Genomic DNA, 19,113 nt, shown 5'->3' with positions numbered 1-19,113 from the left:
GGTGAGACGAACGAAAAAACGATTGGGCGAGATGTTGATCGAGGCTGGATTGATTACGAACGAGCAACTCGACGAGGCGCTCGCCCAAAAACGGCGAGGCGAAAAACTCGGCGATGCACTCATGCGGTTGCACTATTTGACCGAGACACAATTGATTCAAGTGCTTCATGAACAACTGGACGTGCCGATCATCGCACTATATTCGCAAGACATTAACGTCACCGTCACAAAACTCGTGCCAAAAGCGATTGCCCAAAAGCACGACATCATGCCGATTGAATTACAGGGGAACACGCTATTCGTTGCGACGGCGGATCCCCTTGATTTGATTGCGATCGATGACGTCCGGTTACAGACCGGGATGAATATCGAGGTTGGCATTGCGACGCGGGAACAAATTCGGAAGACGATCAGCCGGTATTACGAAATGGACGCCTCGCTCATCGAGATTTTAAAAGATGAGGCGCCGGAATTCGAGCGGCAAGACACGGCATCGCGCGACGATGCCCCGGTCATTCGGCTCGTCAACCAGCTGTTTTTGAGCGCGATCGATCAACGGGCGTCGGATATCCATTTCGATCCGCATGAGAAGCAACTGCACGTCCGCTTCCGCGTCGACGGCGACTTGCGCACGGAAGCAATCTATCCAAAGAAAATTCAAAGCGTCATGCTGACGCGACTTAAAGTGATGAGTAACCTAGACATCACGGAAAGCCGGCTGCCCCAAGATGGACGGATCAAGTATACGCTGCGCGACCGCCCGTACGATTTCCGCGTCTCGACGCTCCCGACGATGTACGGCGAAAAGATCGTCATCCGGGTGCTCGATTCCTCACAAGGGTTGACCGACTTGACGAAACTCGGGTTCGGCGACCATAACGAGATGTTGTATCGCGACATGTTGAAGCGGCCGAACGGCATTATTTTGATCACAGGGCCGACCGGTTCGGGTAAATCGTCGACACTTTACGCATCGCTCAAAGAACTGAATGACGAGTCGAAGAACATCATCACGGTCGAAGATCCGGTCGAGTATCAACTTGACGGCATCAACCAAGTCCAAGTCAATGCAAAAGTGGGCCTCACGTTCGCCTCCGGTCTCCGCTCGATCCTCCGCCAAGACCCGAACATCGTCATGGTCGGGGAGATCCGGGACACCGAGACGGCCGAGATTGCGATTCGGGCCTCACTCACCGGACATTTGGTCTTATCGACGCTCCATACGAACTCGGCGATCAGCTCGATCACCCGCCTCGTCGATATGGGGGTCGAACCGTTCCTCGTCGCGGCTTCAACGTCCGGCCTCGTCGCCCAGCGCCTCGTCCGCCGCGTCTGTCGCGACTGTGGTCATGAGCAACCGGTCTCGAAACGGGAGCAAGAACTGTTTGATGCCGAACGTGTGACGATCACGCGCGTCATCCGCGGAAACGGATGTGCGTCTTGTAACTTTACAGGCTATCGTGGACGGCTTGCCATCCATGAAGTCGTACCGATTGATGAAGAGTTACGTCGATTGATCATGAACCAAGCGACCGAGGCCGAGATGGTCGAGCATGCAAAACGAGCCGGTGCCCGGTTCTTGCTCGCCGACGGTCTCGAGAAAGTCGCGCAAGGTTTGACGACGACCGAGGAAATACTGAGAACAGTCATAACGGAGTGAACCTATGATCCATCAATCAATCGAAGCGATTTTAACGAAAGCGGTCGAACAACGTGCCTCAGACATCCATCTGACCGCGGGTTCGCCACCGATTTTCCGGATTGACGGCAGTCTGATCACGATGGGCGAGGAGAAAGTCCTCCCCGTCCACATCGAAGGATACTTGCAGGAAATCATGACCGACGAGATGCGAGGCCGCCTTGAGATCCAGCGCGACCTCGACTTCTCGTTCGGTGTGCCCCGCGTGTCGCGCTTCCGCGTCAACGCCTACTATCAACGTGGCACGATCGCCATCGCGTTTCGTTCTATTTCCGGGGAAATCCCGACGTTGAACGAGCTCAATTTACCGCCGGTGCTCAAGCGGCTCATCGAGAAACCACACGGGTTGATCCTTGTGACCGGACCGACGGGGTCTGGGAAATCGACGACGCTCGCGGCGATGATCCATGAGATCAACCGGACGCAGCGAAAACGCATCATCACGCTCGAAGACCCGATCGAATATTTACACACGCACGATCAGAGCATCGTCGACCAGCGGGAGATCGGCTCGGACGTCATGAAGTTCGTGAGCGGCCTGCGGGCGGCGCTCCGCCAAGACCCGGACGTCATCTTGCTCGGGGAGATGCGCGACTTAGAGACGATCTCGACGGCGATGACCGCCGCTGAGACTGGTCACCTTGTCATGGCGACACTCCATACGTCGAGTGCGATGTCGACCGTCAGCCGGATCATCGACGCTTTCCCGGCCGAGCAGCAAGACCAAATCCGGACTCAGCTCGCCAACGTGTTGCTTGGGGTCGTTAGTCAACGCCTGTTCCCGCGTGTCGATGTGCCGAAGGGTCGGGTCGCGGCGATGGAGATCATGCTCGGGAACGCAGCCGTCGCTAACTTGATCCGGAACGAGAAGGAGTTTCAGCTCCCGACCGTCATCCAGACGAACCGGCAGAACGGGATGCAATCGATGGAAATGTCGATCGAACAGCTGATCCGTCAAGGGGTCATCAATCCAAGCGCCGTGCCAAGCGAAGAAATGAGGTGAGACTATGGCCATCTTTCAATACGAAGGAAAACTGCTGAACGGGAAGCGCAAGAAAGGGCGGATCACCGCCGTGTCGCTCCGGGAAGCCAAAGATAAACTTCGGCAAGAGTCGATTCTCGTCACTGACCTGTCCGAGCTCGAGTCGACCGGACTGAACACGGAAGTCAACTTATTGCCGGAACGCGTCAAAATCGAACATTTGATCATGTACGTCCGTCAGTTCGCCACGCTCATCCGGGCCGGCGTCCCAATCGTCCGGGCGACGTCGATTTTGCGCGTCCAGACGGAGTCGAAGCTGTTGAAGAAGACGCTCAGCCAAGTCGAGGACGACCTTCGAGAAGGGATCGCCTTCTCGGAAGCGATCAAAAAACATCCGCGCGTGTTCTCGAACTTCTTTAGTTCGATGGCACTTGCGGGTGAGGCGAGCGGTAACTTAGAAGAAGCACTCGACCAAATCGGGCTGCAACTTCAGAAACAGTACGATATTAAACGTAAAGTCATCTCGGCACTCACGTATCCGCTCGTCGTCTCGATTGTCGCGATCGGCGTCGTCGCTTTCCTGATGGTGAACGTCGTCCCGACTTTCGCGAGCATTTTCGGACAGCTCGGTGGTGAGCTCCCGCTCATCACCCGGATCGTCGTCGCCGTCTCGGACTTCGTCGCCGCCTATTGGTGGTTGCTGTTCGGTGGCGCGCTGCTCGGCGTCCTCCTGTTCTCGTGGATGTTAAAGCGCGACAAAGAACGGTTCTTGATCGACGGGTTGTTACTGAAGATGCCGATTTTCGGGCCGATCGTCCTAAAGTCACAGATCGCGCTCCTGACGCGAAGCTTGGCCGTCTTACTGCAAGCGGCCGTGCCGATCTTGTCAGCGATCGAGATCACAGAGAAGATCGTTTCGAACCGGGTCATCCGAAAAGGGCTCGGGCAGGCGCGCAATATGATGGCGCAAGGAATCCCGCTCCACGAACCGCTCGAACGGAACCCGAACTTCCCGCCGCTCATGACCCAAATGATTGCCGTCGGCGAAGAGAGCGGGGATTTAGATTCGATGTTGAACGAAGTCGCCGAGTTTTATGAGACCGAGGTCGAGACGACGACAGACCGGTTGAAGTCGATCATCGAACCGCTGTTGATCGTCGTGTTAGCCAGTATCGTCGGGGTCATCGTCATCGCCATCGTCGTCCCGATGTTCCAAATTTATGGCGACATCCAAAATCAGTAGAAAATTCTTAGTTTATGCATATAAACTACTTTTCAACTCCATATTTTGAATGTATAGTAAAATTGTACTACTTGTTTTAGTACTACGGTAATGAATCCAGCACAAAATACAGCAAAACACACAAAAGGGGAGAATCAGTCATGTTAGAAAAAATGAATTTGATTTGGCAAGATGCGAAACAATTAAAAGATGAGCGCGGGCTCACACTCGTCGAGTTACTCGTCGTCGTCGTTATTTTAGGAATTATCGCAGCCATCGCGGTTGTCGCGATCGGTGGGATCATCGAGAACTCACGTAAAGATGCGATGGTCGCTGATGCGAAGCAGATGGTGAGTTCAGCGAAATTGTATACGGCATCAAATCCAGTTAAAAAGGATGCTCCTGTTGAATTGGTATTTGTAGGAAGTAAGAGTGATGGAGCAACTGGAGCTGACGGTTCTACTTACATTTCACAATTGCAAGATCCATTTGGAAAAGACTATACTACGGCCTTAGTGAAAATTACTGAGGATGGTGGGAAATATAAGTACTCAACAACATTAGTGGGTTCTAAATTTAAAATTGAAAATAAGGCAGAAGAAAATTTAAACAAAGAATCTACTAATTTAACTGCAGTTGAATAATTTTTCTCCGGCTGGCGCTGGGCTCTCGCTCAGCCTAGCCGGTTTTCTATTTTTGGCATATACTTACAAGTAAGGAAGTGACCAGTTTTGGTTGACCTCATTGGACTCATTTACAGCATCGTGCTCGGGATGATCATCACCTCGTTCACAAACGTCGTCGGGCTCCGCGTGCCACGCAAGCAGTCGATCGTGACGCCGCGGTCGCATTGTCCGTCGTGCGGACACGTCTTGTCCGCTTGGGAACTCATCCCGGTGTTCGGTTACATATTGTTACGCGGCAAGTGCCGCGGCTGTGGCGGACGGATCGCGCCGACGTATCCGCTGTTCGAACTGCTCGGGGCGGTCGGTTACGGCTATAGCTTTTGGCTGTACGGATTCTCCGGGACGACGTTGCTCGCGTTCGTCTTCTTATCGACGCTACTCGCACTGGCGATGTCTGATTTGTCGACGATGCTCGTGCCGAACGTGATTCTCATGTTTGCGGCACCACTACTGCTCATCCTCGCTTATGCGTCCGGAGCTACGTGGTGGAGCCCGCTCGCTGGGGCGGCGCTCGGATTTTCTGTCCTCGCCACCGTTTTTTTCGTCTCAAAAGGGGGACTTGGGGCCGGCGATGTCAAACTATTTACAGTGATCGGGCTCGTACTCGGACCACGTGACGTATTGGTCGCCTTATTTTTAGCGAGCTTGATCGGAGCAGTCGTCGGACTGTTGCTCATCGGACTGAAACGGATCGGCCGCAAGCAACCGATCCCGTTCGTCCCGTCAATCGCACTCGGTACGATGCTGACGTTTTGGTTCAGCGAACGTTTTTTTGATTGGTATTTTGATTTGATGTAGGGGGAAACAAGCATGAGCCGGGCTATAGAAAAAGGAACGGTCGCGTACTTCTCGTTCGATGCGCTCAGCATCCATGGAGCCGTGATTAAACAAGGCGTCTTTAAACGAAGCGCTTCCGTCCAATTGGCGAAAGGTGCCTATGCGGAAGGATTGATTCAAGACGAGAACGCGTTCGGACTCGCCTTTGACGAGTTGTGCCGTAAAATAAAAGTAAGAAAAGGGATGGTCTGCGCCGTCGATATGGCGGAGACGGAAGTGCTGTCCCGCAAAGTCGAGATTCCATCGAACATCCCGAAAGACGAGATCCGTGGCTATTTGTTCATGGAAATTGGCAGCTCGATCATCCTGCCGTTCGACGACGTCGCCTTCGACTACGAAGTGCTCGGCGAGACGGACATGAAGACCGAGGTCATGTTGCACGCCGTCTCGGTCGATTTGACGAAAGCGATCCGCGCCTACATGAAGAAACGCGGCTTCTCCTTGAAAAAAATCGTCCCGCGTCCGATCGCGATCGCGAACGGGGTGTCTCGACTCGAGACGCTCGACCCGCTCAAGTCGACGCTATTGTGGCACGTGACACCGTTCGCGCACCAACTACTCGTCCTCGAGGAAGGGCAGGTCCGCTTCATCCGTGCCATCGAGAATGACTTATCGTATCGTGCTGACACGACAGACGGCATCGTTACATATACGTTCAACGGCTCAAACGAGGCGTTAGCGAATCGGACCGATGAATGGTTGAACGAACTCGCCCGTTTCCTCGATTTCTACCGTTACTCGCTCCGTACGGACGGACGGCCAATCGATGAGCTGATCATCTCCGGGACGGTCCCGGAGCTCGATGACCTCGTCCGGACGATCGAACTGGAATCGATGGTCCCGATCAAACGGATCGATGACCCGTTGCCGTTGTCGCACGCGACGCCGCTAACACATCAGATGTTGCCGCTTCTCGGGATGGCGACGCTCGACCGCGACCATGACGCCAACTTCATCAACGCGACCGACGTGACGCTGCGTTGGCCGATCGTCGCGAGTCTGGCCGCTTTATTGATCGGCGGCGGACTGACCGGCTATCTTTATTACGAAGTGAACGGGATCGAACAGGATAAAGCACAAGTCAACGAACAGTTACAGCTCGTCCGCATCTACCAGACCGAACAAGTGAACTCGAAAGGTCAACAAGTCATCTCGCTCGAGCAGACGGTGACCGCGCTGACGACTGAAGAGAAGCAGGCGGTCCCGGCGCTCCGTGCGCTGACCGAACAGTTGCCGCCGACAGGTTACGTCTTGACGTACAACTATGCCGATGGTTCGCTCATGAGCGTCCGGACCCAGTTTGAGACGTTACCTGACTTGAACGCGTTCCAACGAGCGCTGTTGAACGATCCGCGGTTCGATAACGTCAAACTGCTCGGCGTGACGACCGAGACGAAAGCAGAGACGGATCAAGACACGGAAACTGATACGGGGACATCGGTTCTCGATGCGTCAGATGAACCGCTCCCACGCTATATCGGAGAGTTTACGTTCACGTTCATCGATACCGAACCTGAGACGCCTGAAGGCGAGACGGAACAACCCGAGGAAGATGAGGAGGTGGTGAGCGAATGAAACGTTCAACGATTTATTTGATTTTTACAATTTGTTTGTTCGCAGCCATCGCCGTCCCGTCGTACTTCGGCTACCAGTACTTTATCAACCAAGGTGAATTGAAGGCGCTCGAGCGCGAGCTGTCACTCGAACAGACGAAGCTCGAACTGTTGCGCCAAGAAGGTGAAGTCGTCGACGTCGCCGATTCGCAGCGCTTGCAGACACGAGTCCCGACGGAGCCGGCGCTCGATACGGTCGTCGAGACGTTATCGCAAGCGAGCCAGCTGTCTGACGTGCGCGTGACGAGCATCGCTTTCGCGGACGGGCTCATCGCCGAATCGGAAGTACCGGAACCGATCACCGAACCGGAACCGAACGATGTGAGCGCGACGGCTGAACCGGCTGAACCGGTCGAGATCACACCGGTCAACGCCTCGTCCGTCCGCTCGACGGTGTCGCTCCAAGCGGAGACGTATGAGGCGCTCGTCCTCTTCCTCGAGTCGGTCGAGTCGATGAACCGGATCCACATTTTGCGGACCGTCCAGTTCACGGGACCTGCCGAAACGGGCCCGAACACGACCGAACCGGCCGCACCGCTCGACTTCACGGTCGAACTCGATGCGTTTTACCGGCCCGACCTCGATCAACTCGTCCCGGACCGCTACGTGCCGACGCAGACGTTCCCACGAAAAGATATCCCGGTGTACGATTACACGACACCGTAAACGAGCGTCCCTTCGAAAAGAAGGGGCGTTTTTTTTTGGCGGCTTGGATTGTGTTCGGGTGACGCTTTGCCTACAATCAACAGAGAAGCGTGAAACGGCAAGGAAGCCCGTTTCGAAAGTATGGAAGGAGTCGATACAATGAACACAACACAGAAACGTGTCATCCTCGCCTCGATGTCACCGCGGCGGACCGAGTTGTTGAAACAAGCCGGCATTTTGCACGAGGTGATCCCGTCAAACGTCATCGAAGGAACCGACGGACGTGAGCATCCGGACGAGTACGTCGGACGTCTCGCCCGTGAGAAAGCGATGGACGTCGCCCGGGACAACCGCGACGCGATTGTGATCGGGTCGGACACGGTCGTCGTCCTCGACGGAACGATTTTAGAGAAACCGAACGACCGCGATGACGCACGCCGGATGCTCGAGCACTTGTCAGGGGCGACCCATGAAGTGCTCACTGGCGTCAGCATCATCGGACCAAACCGACATGACTTGTTCGTCACGACGACGCACGTCACGTTCATCGACATCCCCGAGTCTTGGCTCGACGGCTACCTCGATTCGTCGGAGCCGTACGACAAAGCCGGTGCCTACGGAATCCAAGGGTCGGGCGGTTTGTTCGTCGAACGGCTCGAAGGGGATTACTATAACGTCGTCGGCCTCCCACTCCGGCCGCTCGTCGAGACGCTCGAGCGTCACGGGGTATCGCCGCGCTTTCTGTGAATGATGCGAGAGTAGGTGAAGGAATGACTATGGTGCTCGACCGAAGTGTTGAATCCGCTATTGCCAGACTGCTTCAAATCGGTGGACGGGGCGGGGACCCGCAGGCGACGGCCCGGCGGTTGTCAGATGTATATCCGACGCTTCGGGCGCTGTCACAGGCGTCCGTGCACGACCTCTGTCAAATTGAAGGGATGACGAAGAAGAAAGCCGAGCAGTTGCTCGCGGCGTTCACGATCGGCATCCGTTACGTCGAGGAGCCGAAAGTCGACATGCCGACGATCCGGTCGCCGCAGGACGCGTATGAACTGCTGCGTGATGAGCTCCGGCTACTTAATCAAGAACATTTCGTCTGTTTGTACTTAAACACGAAAAATCAATTGATTGCGCGCAAGACATTGTTCGTCGGCGGGTTAAATTCGTCGATCGTCCATCCGCGCGACGTCTTCCGCGAAGCGCTCAAGCTGTCGGCGGCTTGTTTCATCGCTCTGCATAACCATCCGAGCGGGGACGCGACGCCGAGCCGGGAAGACATCGAAGTGTCCGAGCGCTTGGTCGAAGCGGGCAACATCGTCGGGATCGCTTGCCTCGACCACGTCATCATCGGCGAAGATCATTATGTCAGTATGAAGCAACGTGGGTATATGAACGGTTAACGTTATATTTAGCTAGAAAGTAAAGGTGAATCTACAAATTTAGGATCTATCCTTTGCTGTTAATACAAAAACTGCCCCATAGAAGCTGGATTTTCATGTCCAACTTTTATGGGGCAGTTCATTGTTAGCTCCGTTGTTAAAAGAGTGGCTTATAGCCAGATTTACCTTCATAAATATGTTTCTCAATCTGATTCGTGTCTGCATCGATCATATAATTTTCGTAAATCTCAGATAGAGAGTCGTCATCCGCTTTCCCATAATCAGCGATCGGCATTGTTCCTAGGAAGTGAATACCATAGCCATCGTTTAAGTCGACAAGAATCCAATTCGCGTCTTCAAATTTAGGTAAATCGTTTTTAGTGAAGTCTTTTAAACTTTCTTTGGTTAGTAGCGAACGATCAGAATGGACCCGTACATAAGTACCAATCCGTTCAGTGTTAGTTCCGTTCATGACCGGTCGTTTAGAAATGTTTCCGAGAGCCGTACTCATGGTGTCTTTTTTAGCAGCGGCTTCAGCTTCGGCCTTTTGTTTCTTCTCTTCCTCGGCTTTGGCAGCGGCTTCAGCTTCGGCCTTTTGTTTCTTTTCTTCCTCGGCTTTGGCAGCGGCTTCAGCTTCGGCCTTTTGTTTCTTTTCTTCCTCGGCTTTAGCAGCGGCTTCAGCTTCAGCCTTTTGCTTCTTCTCTTCCTCAGCTTTAGCAGCGGCTTCAGCTTCGGCTTTTTGTTTCTTCTCTTCCTCAGCTTTGGCAACGGCCTCAGCCTCTTCATCCTTTTCTTTCTCTGCCTTAGCAACTTCTTCTGTAGATTCAGTCGTATGTACTTGATCAGGTGCTTCATCCCCAAACAAGCTTCCTATAAATATGAAACCAAAGAGTACACTAATCACAATTCGTCCAATATTATTGAACTTTTTATATTTCCACATTAAAAATAAGCCGAGTGGGAAAAATAAGAGCAGCGTTAAGACTGTAAACCAGGTTTTCTTATAAAACTTCATTCAAACCTCTCCTTTCAATAATAAGATACTACAATAACATTAATATTAATTGGCAACAATAGGAAATGATAACGTAATTACCTTTTGATTTATTGCTAAGCGTCTCCCGCTTGATTAATCTTGCTGCTCAAATAATTATGTTAAAATAAATATCGAGGTGTTCGTATGGAGAAACTAGTTTGGATTGTTATGATTGGAATCGCGCTCGCCGCGAGTTTTGTTCCGCTCGAGCCGTTCGCGTTGTCGCTCGTCGTCTTCGCGTTGTTCGTCTTTGTGAGTATGGCGCTATTTCAACAGTTTTCAAAAGACGGGCATTGGCTTGACCGCTACCCGCCGCTCGTCGGGGTCGGACTCGGAATTGTGTCGCTCATCGCCTACATTGGTCTGTTCATCGCCTGGGTAAATGCGTCAGGAGACAGTCAAGCGTGGCGTGTCATCCCGCAACTTGTCTTCGTTTACGTCGGGATTTACTTGTTCACCGTGACGATGGCGAGCTTTTTGGCGGGTGCGACGCGCGAGCGGCCGTCCCGTTTCTTTCGGCCGCTCCTCATCTTTTCGGTCGTCGTTTACGCGGCAATGCTGTTGCTGCCGCTCCAACCCGGTCTCTAAATGATCGGTTCATCTAAGCAGACGCCTTCAGACGTCTGCTTTTTGATTTGCGTTTTTGTTGAAAAGCAGGCACACTAATATACGGTGGAACAGGACTGAGATGAAGGGGATTGTAAATAACCTGTAATCGATTGAACGTTTTCAAACATGATTTTTCCGTTATAATAATAATTAGTGTAACCAGGAGAGGGGCAGTACGTATGTTTCGTAGTTTTAACCGAGAAATCGGAATCGACCTTGGAACGGCAAATACGCTCGTTTATGTAAAAGGTCAAGGCATCGTTGTTCGTGAACCGTCCGTAGTGGCGTTCCGTACAGATACAGGTAGAATTGAGGCCGTAGGTAATCAGGCCAAAGATATGATTGGACGTACGCCGGGGAACGTCACGGCACGCCGTCCGATGAAAGATGGGGTTATCGCTGACTTCGAAACGACTGCAACGATGATCAAATATTTCATGGAGCAAGCACAAAAATCGAAGAGCGGGTTGTTCTCATCGAAGACGAACGTCATGATCTGTGTGCCAAGCGGCATCACGTCAGTTGAAAAACGTGCGGTTGAAGATGCGGCCAAGCAAGCAGGCGCTCGCGAAGCGTACACGATTGAAGAACCGTTCGCGGCAGCAATCGGCGCCGGTCTCCCAGTTTGGGAACCAACAGGCTCGATGGTCGTTGATATCGGTGGTGGTACGACCGAAGTCGCAGTGATCTCACTCGGCGGCATCGTGACAAGCCAGTCGATCCGTGTCGGTGGTGACGAAATGGATGACGCCATTATTCGTTACATTAAAAACAAATACAACCTCATGATCGGGGAACGTACGTCAGAAGCGCTCAAGATGGAAATCGGTTCGGCCCGCATCGACGAGTCGAACGAAAACGAAACGATGGAGATCCGCGGACGCGACCTCGTGACCGGTCTCCCGAAACAGATCGAAGTAGGGGCAGTTGAAGTGTGCGAGGCGCTTTCAGACACGGTAGACGCGATTCTAGCCGGTGTGAAACAAACGCTCGAACAAACACCGCCAGAACTCGCAGCCGACGTCATGGACCGCGGCATCGTTCTGACAGGCGGCGGCGCGCTCCTTAAAAACTTGGACGGTGTCATCTCTGATGAGACGCACATCCCGACACTCATTGCGGATGAACCGCTCGATTGCGTTGCGATCGGGACTGGAAAATCTCTTGAAATGATGGACGTCCTCCGTTCAAAATCAGGCATCTCGTCACGTCGATGAAAGGTGTTAAACGATGAGCCGGTTTGTACGCAATAAAAAGCTCATCATCACGCTGATCGGTATCATCTTATTTCTCGTCATTTTAGGGGTTTCGATTCGAGGACGGTCGGAATCCGCCTGGTACCAAGACGTCACGCGTGATGTGGTCGGAACGTTCCAACGAGTGTTCACGGTGCCGATCGGCTGGATGGATAGTACCGTGTCCTCGATTTCGAACGTCCGTGATATTTATGAAGAGAACCGCGAATTGAAGCAACATTTGACGAAATACGCCGAAGTGTCCGTCGAAGCCGACGACCTGCGCCGTGAGAACGAGGAGTTGCGTCAAATGGTCGCGGCTGGCGAAAGCTCGCTCCGTGACTTTGATTTGATTCCGGCCGAGGTCATCGGGCGCACGCCGAACGACTGGCAGCGCTATGTGACGATCAACGTCGGGCAAGAACGTGGCGTTGAAAAAGGCATGGCCGTGACGGCCGCCGGCGGCATGGTCGGACGCGTCATTCAAACGAGCGCCTATACGTCACAAGTTCAGCTCTTGAGCGACAACAACCGGACGAACAACGTCTCGGCGGTCGTTAAGGATGCGGACGGTAAGGCGGCGTACGGAACGATCGACGGCTTCGACAGCGAGACGAACGAACTCTTTTTCACAAAGGTTTCGAACAGCGTCAAGTTGAAAGAAGGCGAGATCGTCTCGACGTCAGGGCTCGGCGGACGTTATCCGGCCGGTCTCGTCATCGGTAAGGTGAAGACGATCGAGACCGATGAATATGGCGTGTCTCAAGTTGCCCGCATCACGCCAGAGGCGGACTTCAACGAGTTCTCGCAAATGTTTGTCATCGATCGAACGCTAGACGAACCGTTTTTGACGGGTCCCGAGGAAGGAGGAGCAGCGGGTGAGTAACATGAAAGTGTTCATCGCCCTGTTCCTCCTCTTTCTTATTGAAGGGACATGGGCTGCCATCTTTTCATGGCACTACGCGACGCCGTTCGTGTATTTGACGTTGATTGGGTTAATGTACGTCAGTTTGTATGGCCGGTTTGAGTCGGCACTCGGATTCGGTCTCGTATTCGGGTTGTTGTATGACATCGTCTACACCGACTTGCTCGGAATTTACTTATTTACTTTTTCACTCATTCCTCTCTTAGTCAGCTTCGTGTTAAAATATATAGGTGAGAACTTCTTCTCGGTCGTCATCACGTTCACGTTCATGATCCTCGTCTTCTCCTTCGGGATATACGGTATCATGGCAGCGGTCGGTGGGACGACCATGACCATACAAACACTATTAGTTGAACAGATTCCAGGGACGCTCGTCGTCAATGTGATCGCCGTCGCGATTCTTTATTATCCGATGACGCGATACGTGGCGGTGCGCCCTGTAGCGAAAAGAGGGTAGCCATGATGGAGCGTAAACGACACATTACGATAAAAGGACATCGCAACGGTATTGCAATCCACTTCAATCCACGGAGTGGCGTCGATGAGGTGCTCGGAGAGCTTGAGGCCACGTTACAAGAAATGGAGCCGCCCTCTGGGGAGATTGCACTCAAGTTGCACGCGGGTACTCGTTATTTGGACGAGGAGCTGTCACGTCAAATTCGTGAAGTCGTTGCTCGTCATGGCGTTTTTTATATCGAGGAGCTGTCGAGCGAGGTCATGTTGACCGAAGAGGCGAAAGCGACTTACGGGAAAAAGACGTTCCATTACCATAGCGGGACGATCCGCAGCGGGCAAGTGCTCTCATTTGAGGGTTCGGTGCTCATTATCGGCGACGTCAATCCGGGGTCTGAAGTTCGGGCGACAGGAAGTATCTATTGTTTAGGCACGATACGAGGAAATGTCCGGGCCGGTGTCGAAGGATGGGAGGACGCGGTCATTACCGCAAGTCTGTTGCATCCGCTGTTTCTAGCGATCGGTGAGCACGTGCTCACGCCAGACGATGATACCGAGATGCCAGAGATCGAGATGGGCTGCGCGTATCAGACGAATCATGGCATTGAAATGACGCGTCTCCGCCAAGTCATGACAGGGCTTAAAGACGCATATGCAATGGAATTACAGAGAGGGTGAGTTTGATGGAGCAAGTAGTAGAGCCTGTACATACAGCAAAAGAAGTGAAGAAAGGTCGGGCCATCGTCGTGACGTCGGGGAAAGGTGGCGTCGGCAAGACGACGACGACCGCTAACCTCGGGACGGGTCTCGCATTGTCCGGACACTCGGTCTGTCTCGTCGATACGGACATCGGTCTACGGAACTTGGATATCATCCTAGGACTCGACAACCGGAGCATCTATAACCTCGTCGACGTCATCAACGGGCAGTGCAAGTTGCCCCAAGCGCTCGTCCGTGACAAACGGTTTGAAGAGATGTATCTGTTGCCGGCGGCCCAGTCAAAAGACAAGACGTCGGTCCAACCGGAGCAAGTCAAAGAGATCATCGACCAGTTGAAGACGGAATATGATTTCGTCTTGATCGACTGCCCGGCCGGTATCGAGCAAGGGTTCATGAACGCCATCGCCGGCGCCGACGAGGCTATCGTCGTGACGACGCCTGAGAAGGCGGCCGTCCAAGACGCGGACCGCATCATCGGTATGCTCGAACAAGCGGAACACGTCGCGGCGCCTAAACTCATCGTCAACCGCGTGAAGAATCATCTCGTCGCATCGGGCGACATGCTCGACATCGATGACATCATGCGCATCCTGTCGATCGACCTGCTCGGCGTCGTCGTCGATGATGAAGAAGTCATCGCCGCGGCAAACCGAGGTGTCCCGGTGACGATGAACCCGGACAATAACGCAGGACAAGCGTATCGCAACATCACGCGCCGTATTCTCGGTGAGTCGGTGCCGCTCATGTCCATCCAGACGGACCAACAACCGACCGGATTTTGGGCACGATTGCTATTGAAGTTTGGAATGAAAAAAGCCTAAGGCAACGAAAGTTGCCTTTTTGTGTCGAAAGGAGTGCTCGTATGAAACTCATCTATGAACGGACCCCGTCGATCGAGCGGGCCATGCTCGTCGACGGCGAGCGTCTGCTTGAAGTCGAGGAGCGCTTTGTCGACCAGCTCTCGGTCGGGACGATCCTTGAAGCCGCGATCGAGCGGATCCATCCGTCACTCGGCGCCGCCTTCCTCGTCAACGGCGAGACGACGTTTTTCTTGCCGATCGCCGAGACGCTCCGGGCGCTCGCTGTCTACCCGGAAGTACTGGGCATCGGTCAGGCGGCCGTCGTCGGGGAGAAACGTCTCGTCCAAGTGACGAAAGAGGGCATCGGGGGTAAGCACCACAAAGTGACCGAGAACATTCGGTTCGGAGGGCGCTATCTCGTCTACTTCCCGTATGGACGGCGCCAGTTGTTCAGCCGTAAGCTCGACCTCGCTACGCAGGACCGGCTATCGAAAGTGTTCACGCTCAATGAGGCGGAAGGTGTGTTGTTCCGGACCGAATCAGGACAAGCCAGTCCCGAGGCGCTTCGCGAGGAGCTGGCCTTGTTGAGGGCCCGGGCTGCTGACGTCGAGACGGCGCGCCGCGGTCAAGACGAACTGCTCTGTGAGCAGTTCGTCCGGCGCCATTCGGTCGAGTCGGTACTGTTGAACGATAAAGAGGCGCAAGAGCGTTTGAAGCGGCTCGACGTCCCGGTCGAACGCCATATCGGCAAAGGCCGGATGAAAGAAGCCGCGCGTTTAGACACAGCGATCGAGAAGCTCGAGAACCGTGTCGTCTGGCTCGAAGGCGGGTCTTACGTCTTGGTCGAACAAGTCGAGACGATGACCGTCATCGACGTCAACAGCGGCAAGAACGTCGCCGTCAAAGATAAAGGACGCGCCGCCGACACGATCAATGAGGCGGCACTGTATGCGATTATGGAACAGCTCCGCCTGCGCAACATCGGCGGCATGGTCGTCATCGACTTTTTACGCGGGTCAAAAGACGGACAAGACCGACTTTTGAAACGAATGAAAGAACTCGGGGCCCGTGACCCACGTCGTGTCGAAGTGTACGGCTTCACACGGATGGGACTGTTCGAACTATCACGCGAGCGGACCGGACGTTCGATTCAAGACCGGATGACGTATAACGGTGCACCGTCGAAGCTGGCCGTGTTCTCACGGCTTGAACGCACGCTCATGGAGCTAGACGGAAAACAGGAGGCGGTCGTACTGTCGCTGCCGGCGAAGTGGCAAGACGGGGCCTGGGACGCGTCAGGTCTTCATGTGTTCTTTATAGAAGGAGAGCCCGATGTCGCTTTTCATGGTACACTCGAGGAATGTGAGAACTTCGTATCTCGTCATTGACAAGCTTCGCGCGAGAGTGGTAATATCTATAACGTTAGTTCGTTTGGAAGCACCCAAATGGCTACAACCGCACAGAACGGGTTGAAACGGTTTCGCCCTGCCCTGGATGGCGAGTCTGAGTTTAATAAGGAGGTGCACGTATATGTACGCAATCATCAAAACTGGTGGTAAGCAAATCAAAGTTGAAGCAGGTCAAGAGATCTACATCGAAAAACTCGATGCTGATGTCGAGGGTACTGTAGAATTCGGTGAAGTTCTTTTCGTTGGTGGTGACGATGTTAAAGTCGGAGCTCCATTCGTAGAGGGCGCTAAAGTAGTAGCAACTGTCGTTAAACACGGTCGCGCGAAAAAGATCACTGTCTTCAAAATGAAAGCTAAGAAAAACTACCGTCGTAAGCAAGGTCACCGTCAGCCTTACACGAAAGTTCGCATCGAGAAAATCGAAGCGTAAGCTTTATGATTCGAGTAATGGTCAGACGAGACGAGACGAAGTCGATTCGTTCCGTCGAAGTGACAGGTCACGCCAACTTTGCTGAACCCGGTTCTGACTTAGTGTGTGCCGGCGTTTCCGCTATCATTTTTGGGGCGTATAACGCTGTTGAGGTACTCGCAGGCCAGTCGCTTCTTGTAGAAATGGCAGACAAAACAGAGGGTGGTTACTTTTATGTCGAGACATATCCTGAACTATCACCGCAGGATATGACTCGCACCCAGCTGTTATTAGAAGGGATGCTCGTGCAACTAGACACGATCGCCCAAAGTTACGGTGATTATATCCAAATTGAACAATAGGAGGTGGACCTCATGTTACAATTGAACCTTCAGTTCTTCGCATCGAAAAAGGGAGTAGGATCGACTAAAAACGGTCGTGACTCGATTTCGAAACGCCTCGGCGCTAAACGCGCTGACGGACAGACAGTTTCAGCTGGATCGATTCTCTACCGTCAACGCGGTACGAAAATTCACCCAGGTGAAAACGTCGGCCGTGGTGGCGACGACACATTGTTTGCTAAAGTTGACGGCGTAGTACGCTTCGAGCGTCTTGGTCGCGACAAGAAACAAGTGAGCGTTTACCCAGTTGCGTAAGTAGAACCACGCAAAAGACTCTAGCCACTTATTTGGTTAGAGTCTTTTTTACTAGGAGAGGATCAAATGGACTCACAGGCAACACTGAAATTATTATCGACCGTCCGTCACGAATGGATGAATCGGCTTCAGATGATCTCCTTGTATGCGGCGCTCGAGCCTGATAGACTCGAGGAGCTGTACGAACGTTATCGTCAGCACGCCGACGAGGAGAGTGCGCTCGTTCGCTTAAATATGCCGGCGACTAGTCTCGTCATCATACAGGCGAATTGGGAAGGGCGGTTGACCTATAAGGTATCGACCGACCGTGCGTCGTTGGACGACGCACGCGTGGCGGATAAACTTGTCCGTCTTCTGTCAGGAACGGATGGACCGATTCATGTGACGTTCACGGACGGACTGGCGGTTCGCGTCTTCGGCAACGTGCCGGGAGATGTGTTCACGTCAGACGAAGTGCACGAACAGACTGTAGAATGTTCTACGTTTCGTTTAAAAGGAGGGAATTAAATGTTTGTCGATCAGGTGAATATTTTTGTAAAAGCTGGAGACGGTGGTAAAGGAATGGTCGCGTTCCGCCGCGAGAAGTATGTTCCAGACGGTGGACCAGCAGGTGGTGACGGTGGTCACGGTGGCGACGTCGTCTTTGAAGTAGAAGAAGGATTACGGACGCTCGTTGATTTCCGCTTCTCTAAGAAGTTCATCGCCTATAACGGTGAAAAAGGAATGTCGAAAGGGATGCACGGACGCAAAGCGAAGCCGCTCGTCGTCAAAGTCCCGCCAGGCACAATCGTCTTCGATTCAGTGACGGATACTGTCATTGCCGACCTTACCGAGCACGGCCAACGGGCCACGATCGCTAAAGGCGGCCGCGGTGGACGCGGAAACTGTCGATTTGCGACACCGTCGAACCCGGCACCAGAAATCGCTGAAAACGGGGAACCAGGCCAAGAGCGCGAGTTGCGTCTTGAACTGAAACTCCTCGCCGACGTCGGTCTCGTCGGATTCCCGTCAGTCGGGAAATCGACGCTCTTGTCGGTCGTCTCATCGGCACGTCCGAAAATCGGAGCGTACCACTTCACGACGATCACACCGAACCTCGGTGTCGTCAAAACAGCTGACGACCGTGACTTCGTCATGGCCGACCTTCCTGGACTTATCGAAGGTGCGAGCCAAGGCGTCGGTCTCGGTCACCAGTTCTTGCGTCATATCGAACGGACGAAAGTCATCGTCCATATGATCGATATGAGTGGGATCGAAGGACGTGACCCGTTCGAAGACTACACGACGATCAACCGTGAGCTCGAGTCGTACAATTTACGTCTCCTCGAGCGTCCACAGATCGTCGTCGCCAACAAGATGGATATGCCGGATGCGCCAGAACTTCTTAAAGAGTTCCAACAGAAAGTCGGCGATGACGTCAAAGTCTTCCCGATTTCGGCACTCGCGAAAGAAGGACTTCGCAACTTGCTCATCGAAGTAGCTAATCTCGTCGACGCGACACCTGAATTCCCACTCGAAGAGCTCGAAGCGAAAACGGCCACACCACGTGTCGTCTATCGTTACGAGAAGGAAGAGAAAGGGTATCAGATTCATGTCGATGAGTACCAACGCTTCGTGATCACGGGGCCGCGCATCGAGAAACTATTCAAGATGACGAACTTCGATCACGATGACTCGATCAAACGATTCGCCCGTCAGATGCGTCAAATGGGCGTCGATGAGGACCTTCGTAAGCTAGGTGCTCAAGATGGCGACGTCGTTGCGATCTCTGATTTTGAATTCGAATTTGTCGAATAAT

Annotated in this window: 22 protein-coding genes and 1 other annotated feature; of the genes, 21 read left to right on the top strand and 1 reads right to left on the bottom strand. The window is 53.3% G+C overall.

All coding sequences use genetic code 11. The features are described from left to right. Position 1: 1 nt before the first annotated feature. The 9 genes from EVJ26_RS02150 to radC all read left to right on the top strand — a co-directional run bounded on the left by EVJ26_RS02150 (position 2) and on the right by radC (position 9,084). Positions 2-1,660 carry a GspE/PulE family protein gene (locus EVJ26_RS02150; RefSeq protein WP_131469649.1) on the top strand — a complete coding sequence of 553 codons (1,659 nt, stop codon included), beginning with the start codon at positions 2-4 and terminating at the stop codon, positions 1,658-1,660. A gap of 4 nt (positions 1,661-1,664) precedes the next feature. After that, the gene (locus tag EVJ26_RS02145) at positions 1,665-2,702 is read left to right on the top strand and encodes a type IV pilus twitching motility protein PilT (RefSeq protein ID WP_131469648.1); all 1,038 of its coding nucleotides are present in this window, start codon (positions 1,665-1,667) and stop codon (positions 2,700-2,702) included. A gap of 4 nt (positions 2,703-2,706) precedes the next feature. Then, positions 2,707-3,924 (top strand): type II secretion system F family protein, encoded by a 1,218-nt coding sequence (locus tag EVJ26_RS02140; protein ID WP_070327704.1) that lies wholly within the window; start codon positions 2,707-2,709, stop codon positions 3,922-3,924. A 140-nt stretch (positions 3,925-4,064) separates the two neighbouring features. After that, positions 4,065-4,547 (top strand): prepilin-type N-terminal cleavage/methylation domain-containing protein, encoded by a 483-nt coding sequence (locus EVJ26_RS02135; RefSeq protein WP_131469515.1) that lies wholly within the window; start codon positions 4,065-4,067, stop codon positions 4,545-4,547. An 87-nt stretch (positions 4,548-4,634) separates the two neighbouring features. Next, complete coding sequence (locus tag EVJ26_RS02130; RefSeq protein ID WP_131469516.1) at positions 4,635-5,387, top strand: prepilin peptidase; 753 nt, start codon at positions 4,635-4,637, stop codon at positions 5,385-5,387. A gap of 12 nt (positions 5,388-5,399) precedes the next feature. Beyond that, a complete protein-coding gene (gene pilM / locus EVJ26_RS02125; RefSeq protein ID WP_131469647.1) occupies positions 5,400-7,001 on the top strand; it encodes a pilus assembly protein PilM in 1,602 nt (533 codons plus the stop codon). Continuing rightward, on the top strand, positions 6,998-7,705 hold the full coding sequence (locus EVJ26_RS02120) for a hypothetical protein (protein WP_131458814.1): 708 nt from the start codon (positions 6,998-7,000) through the stop codon (positions 7,703-7,705). Before pilM ends, EVJ26_RS02120 begins: the two co-directional genes overlap by 4 nt. A gap of 138 nt (positions 7,706-7,843) precedes the next feature. Beyond that, positions 7,844-8,431, top strand: coding sequence for a Maf family protein (locus tag EVJ26_RS02115; RefSeq protein WP_236635480.1), 588 nt, complete (start codon positions 7,844-7,846; stop codon positions 8,429-8,431). A gap of 23 nt (positions 8,432-8,454) precedes the next feature. Then, entirely contained in the window at positions 8,455-9,084 is a 630-nt protein-coding gene (gene radC, locus EVJ26_RS02110; RefSeq protein ID WP_131468620.1) for a RadC family protein, read from the top strand. A gap of 136 nt (positions 9,085-9,220) precedes the next feature. Here the strand turns inward: radC and EVJ26_RS14445 are convergent, their stop codons facing one another. Continuing rightward, positions 9,221-10,078, bottom strand: coding sequence for a hypothetical protein (locus tag EVJ26_RS14445; protein WP_201738314.1), 858 nt, complete (start codon positions 10,076-10,078; stop codon positions 9,221-9,223). Positions 10,079-10,243: 165 nt separating this feature from the next. On the opposite strand from EVJ26_RS14445, the gene EVJ26_RS02100 reads away from it, so the two are divergent. From EVJ26_RS02100 to obgE, 12 genes are all read left to right on the top strand, one after another. After that, the gene (locus tag EVJ26_RS02100) at positions 10,244-10,687 is read left to right on the top strand and encodes a hypothetical protein (RefSeq protein WP_236635479.1); all 444 of its coding nucleotides are present in this window, start codon (positions 10,244-10,246) and stop codon (positions 10,685-10,687) included. A 200-nt stretch (positions 10,688-10,887) separates the two neighbouring features. Beyond that, a complete protein-coding gene (locus EVJ26_RS02095; RefSeq protein WP_070327697.1) occupies positions 10,888-11,925 on the top strand; it encodes a rod shape-determining protein in 1,038 nt (345 codons plus the stop codon). Between the two features lie 13 nt (positions 11,926-11,938). Further along, complete coding sequence (gene mreC, locus EVJ26_RS02090; RefSeq protein ID WP_131458811.1) at positions 11,939-12,829, top strand: rod shape-determining protein MreC; 891 nt, start codon at positions 11,939-11,941, stop codon at positions 12,827-12,829. Between the two features lies 1 nt (position 12,830). Then, positions 12,831-13,325 (top strand): rod shape-determining protein MreD, encoded by a 495-nt coding sequence (gene mreD, locus EVJ26_RS02085; protein ID WP_131458828.1) that lies wholly within the window; start codon positions 12,831-12,833, stop codon positions 13,323-13,325. A gap of 5 nt (positions 13,326-13,330) precedes the next feature. Then, positions 13,331-13,999 (top strand): septum site-determining protein MinC, encoded by a 669-nt coding sequence (locus EVJ26_RS02080; RefSeq protein ID WP_236633412.1) that lies wholly within the window; start codon positions 13,331-13,333, stop codon positions 13,997-13,999. A 5-nt stretch (positions 14,000-14,004) separates the two neighbouring features. Further along, entirely contained in the window at positions 14,005-14,862 is an 858-nt protein-coding gene (gene minD, locus EVJ26_RS02075) for a septum site-determining protein MinD (protein ID WP_131469645.1), read from the top strand. Between the two features lie 41 nt (positions 14,863-14,903). Then, on the top strand, positions 14,904-16,229 hold the full coding sequence (locus EVJ26_RS02070) for a ribonuclease E/G (RefSeq protein WP_131469644.1): 1,326 nt from the start codon (positions 14,904-14,906) through the stop codon (positions 16,227-16,229). 55 nt (positions 16,230-16,284) lie between these two features. Continuing rightward, positions 16,285-16,356 (top strand) — a sequence feature (ribosomal protein L21 leader region). A gap of 15 nt (positions 16,357-16,371) precedes the next feature. Next, positions 16,372-16,680, top strand: a complete 309-nt coding sequence (gene rplU, locus EVJ26_RS02065) for a 50S ribosomal protein L21 (RefSeq protein WP_070327691.1) — start codon at positions 16,372-16,374, stop codon at positions 16,678-16,680. A gap of 5 nt (positions 16,681-16,685) precedes the next feature. Then, complete coding sequence (locus EVJ26_RS02060) at positions 16,686-17,021, top strand: ribosomal-processing cysteine protease Prp (protein ID WP_131468626.1); 336 nt, start codon at positions 16,686-16,688, stop codon at positions 17,019-17,021. 12 nt (positions 17,022-17,033) lie between these two features. Continuing rightward, positions 17,034-17,315, top strand: coding sequence for a 50S ribosomal protein L27 (gene rpmA, locus EVJ26_RS02055; protein ID WP_016508537.1), 282 nt, complete (start codon positions 17,034-17,036; stop codon positions 17,313-17,315). Between the two features lie 66 nt (positions 17,316-17,381). Continuing rightward, positions 17,382-17,822, top strand: coding sequence for a Spo0B domain-containing protein (locus EVJ26_RS02050; protein WP_070327689.1), 441 nt, complete (start codon positions 17,382-17,384; stop codon positions 17,820-17,822). Beyond that, complete coding sequence (gene obgE / locus EVJ26_RS02045) at positions 17,823-19,112, top strand: GTPase ObgE (RefSeq protein ID WP_070327688.1); 1,290 nt, start codon at positions 17,823-17,825, stop codon at positions 19,110-19,112. The last annotated feature ends 1 nt before the right edge of the window (position 19,113 follow it).

The sequence above is a fragment of the Exiguobacterium sp. SH3S1 genome, assembly GCF_004337105.1.
Classification (GTDB): domain Bacteria; phylum Bacillota; class Bacilli; order Exiguobacteriales; family Exiguobacteriaceae; genus Exiguobacterium; species Exiguobacterium aurantiacum_A.
This window is presented reverse-complemented; position numbering and strand designations above follow the sequence as displayed.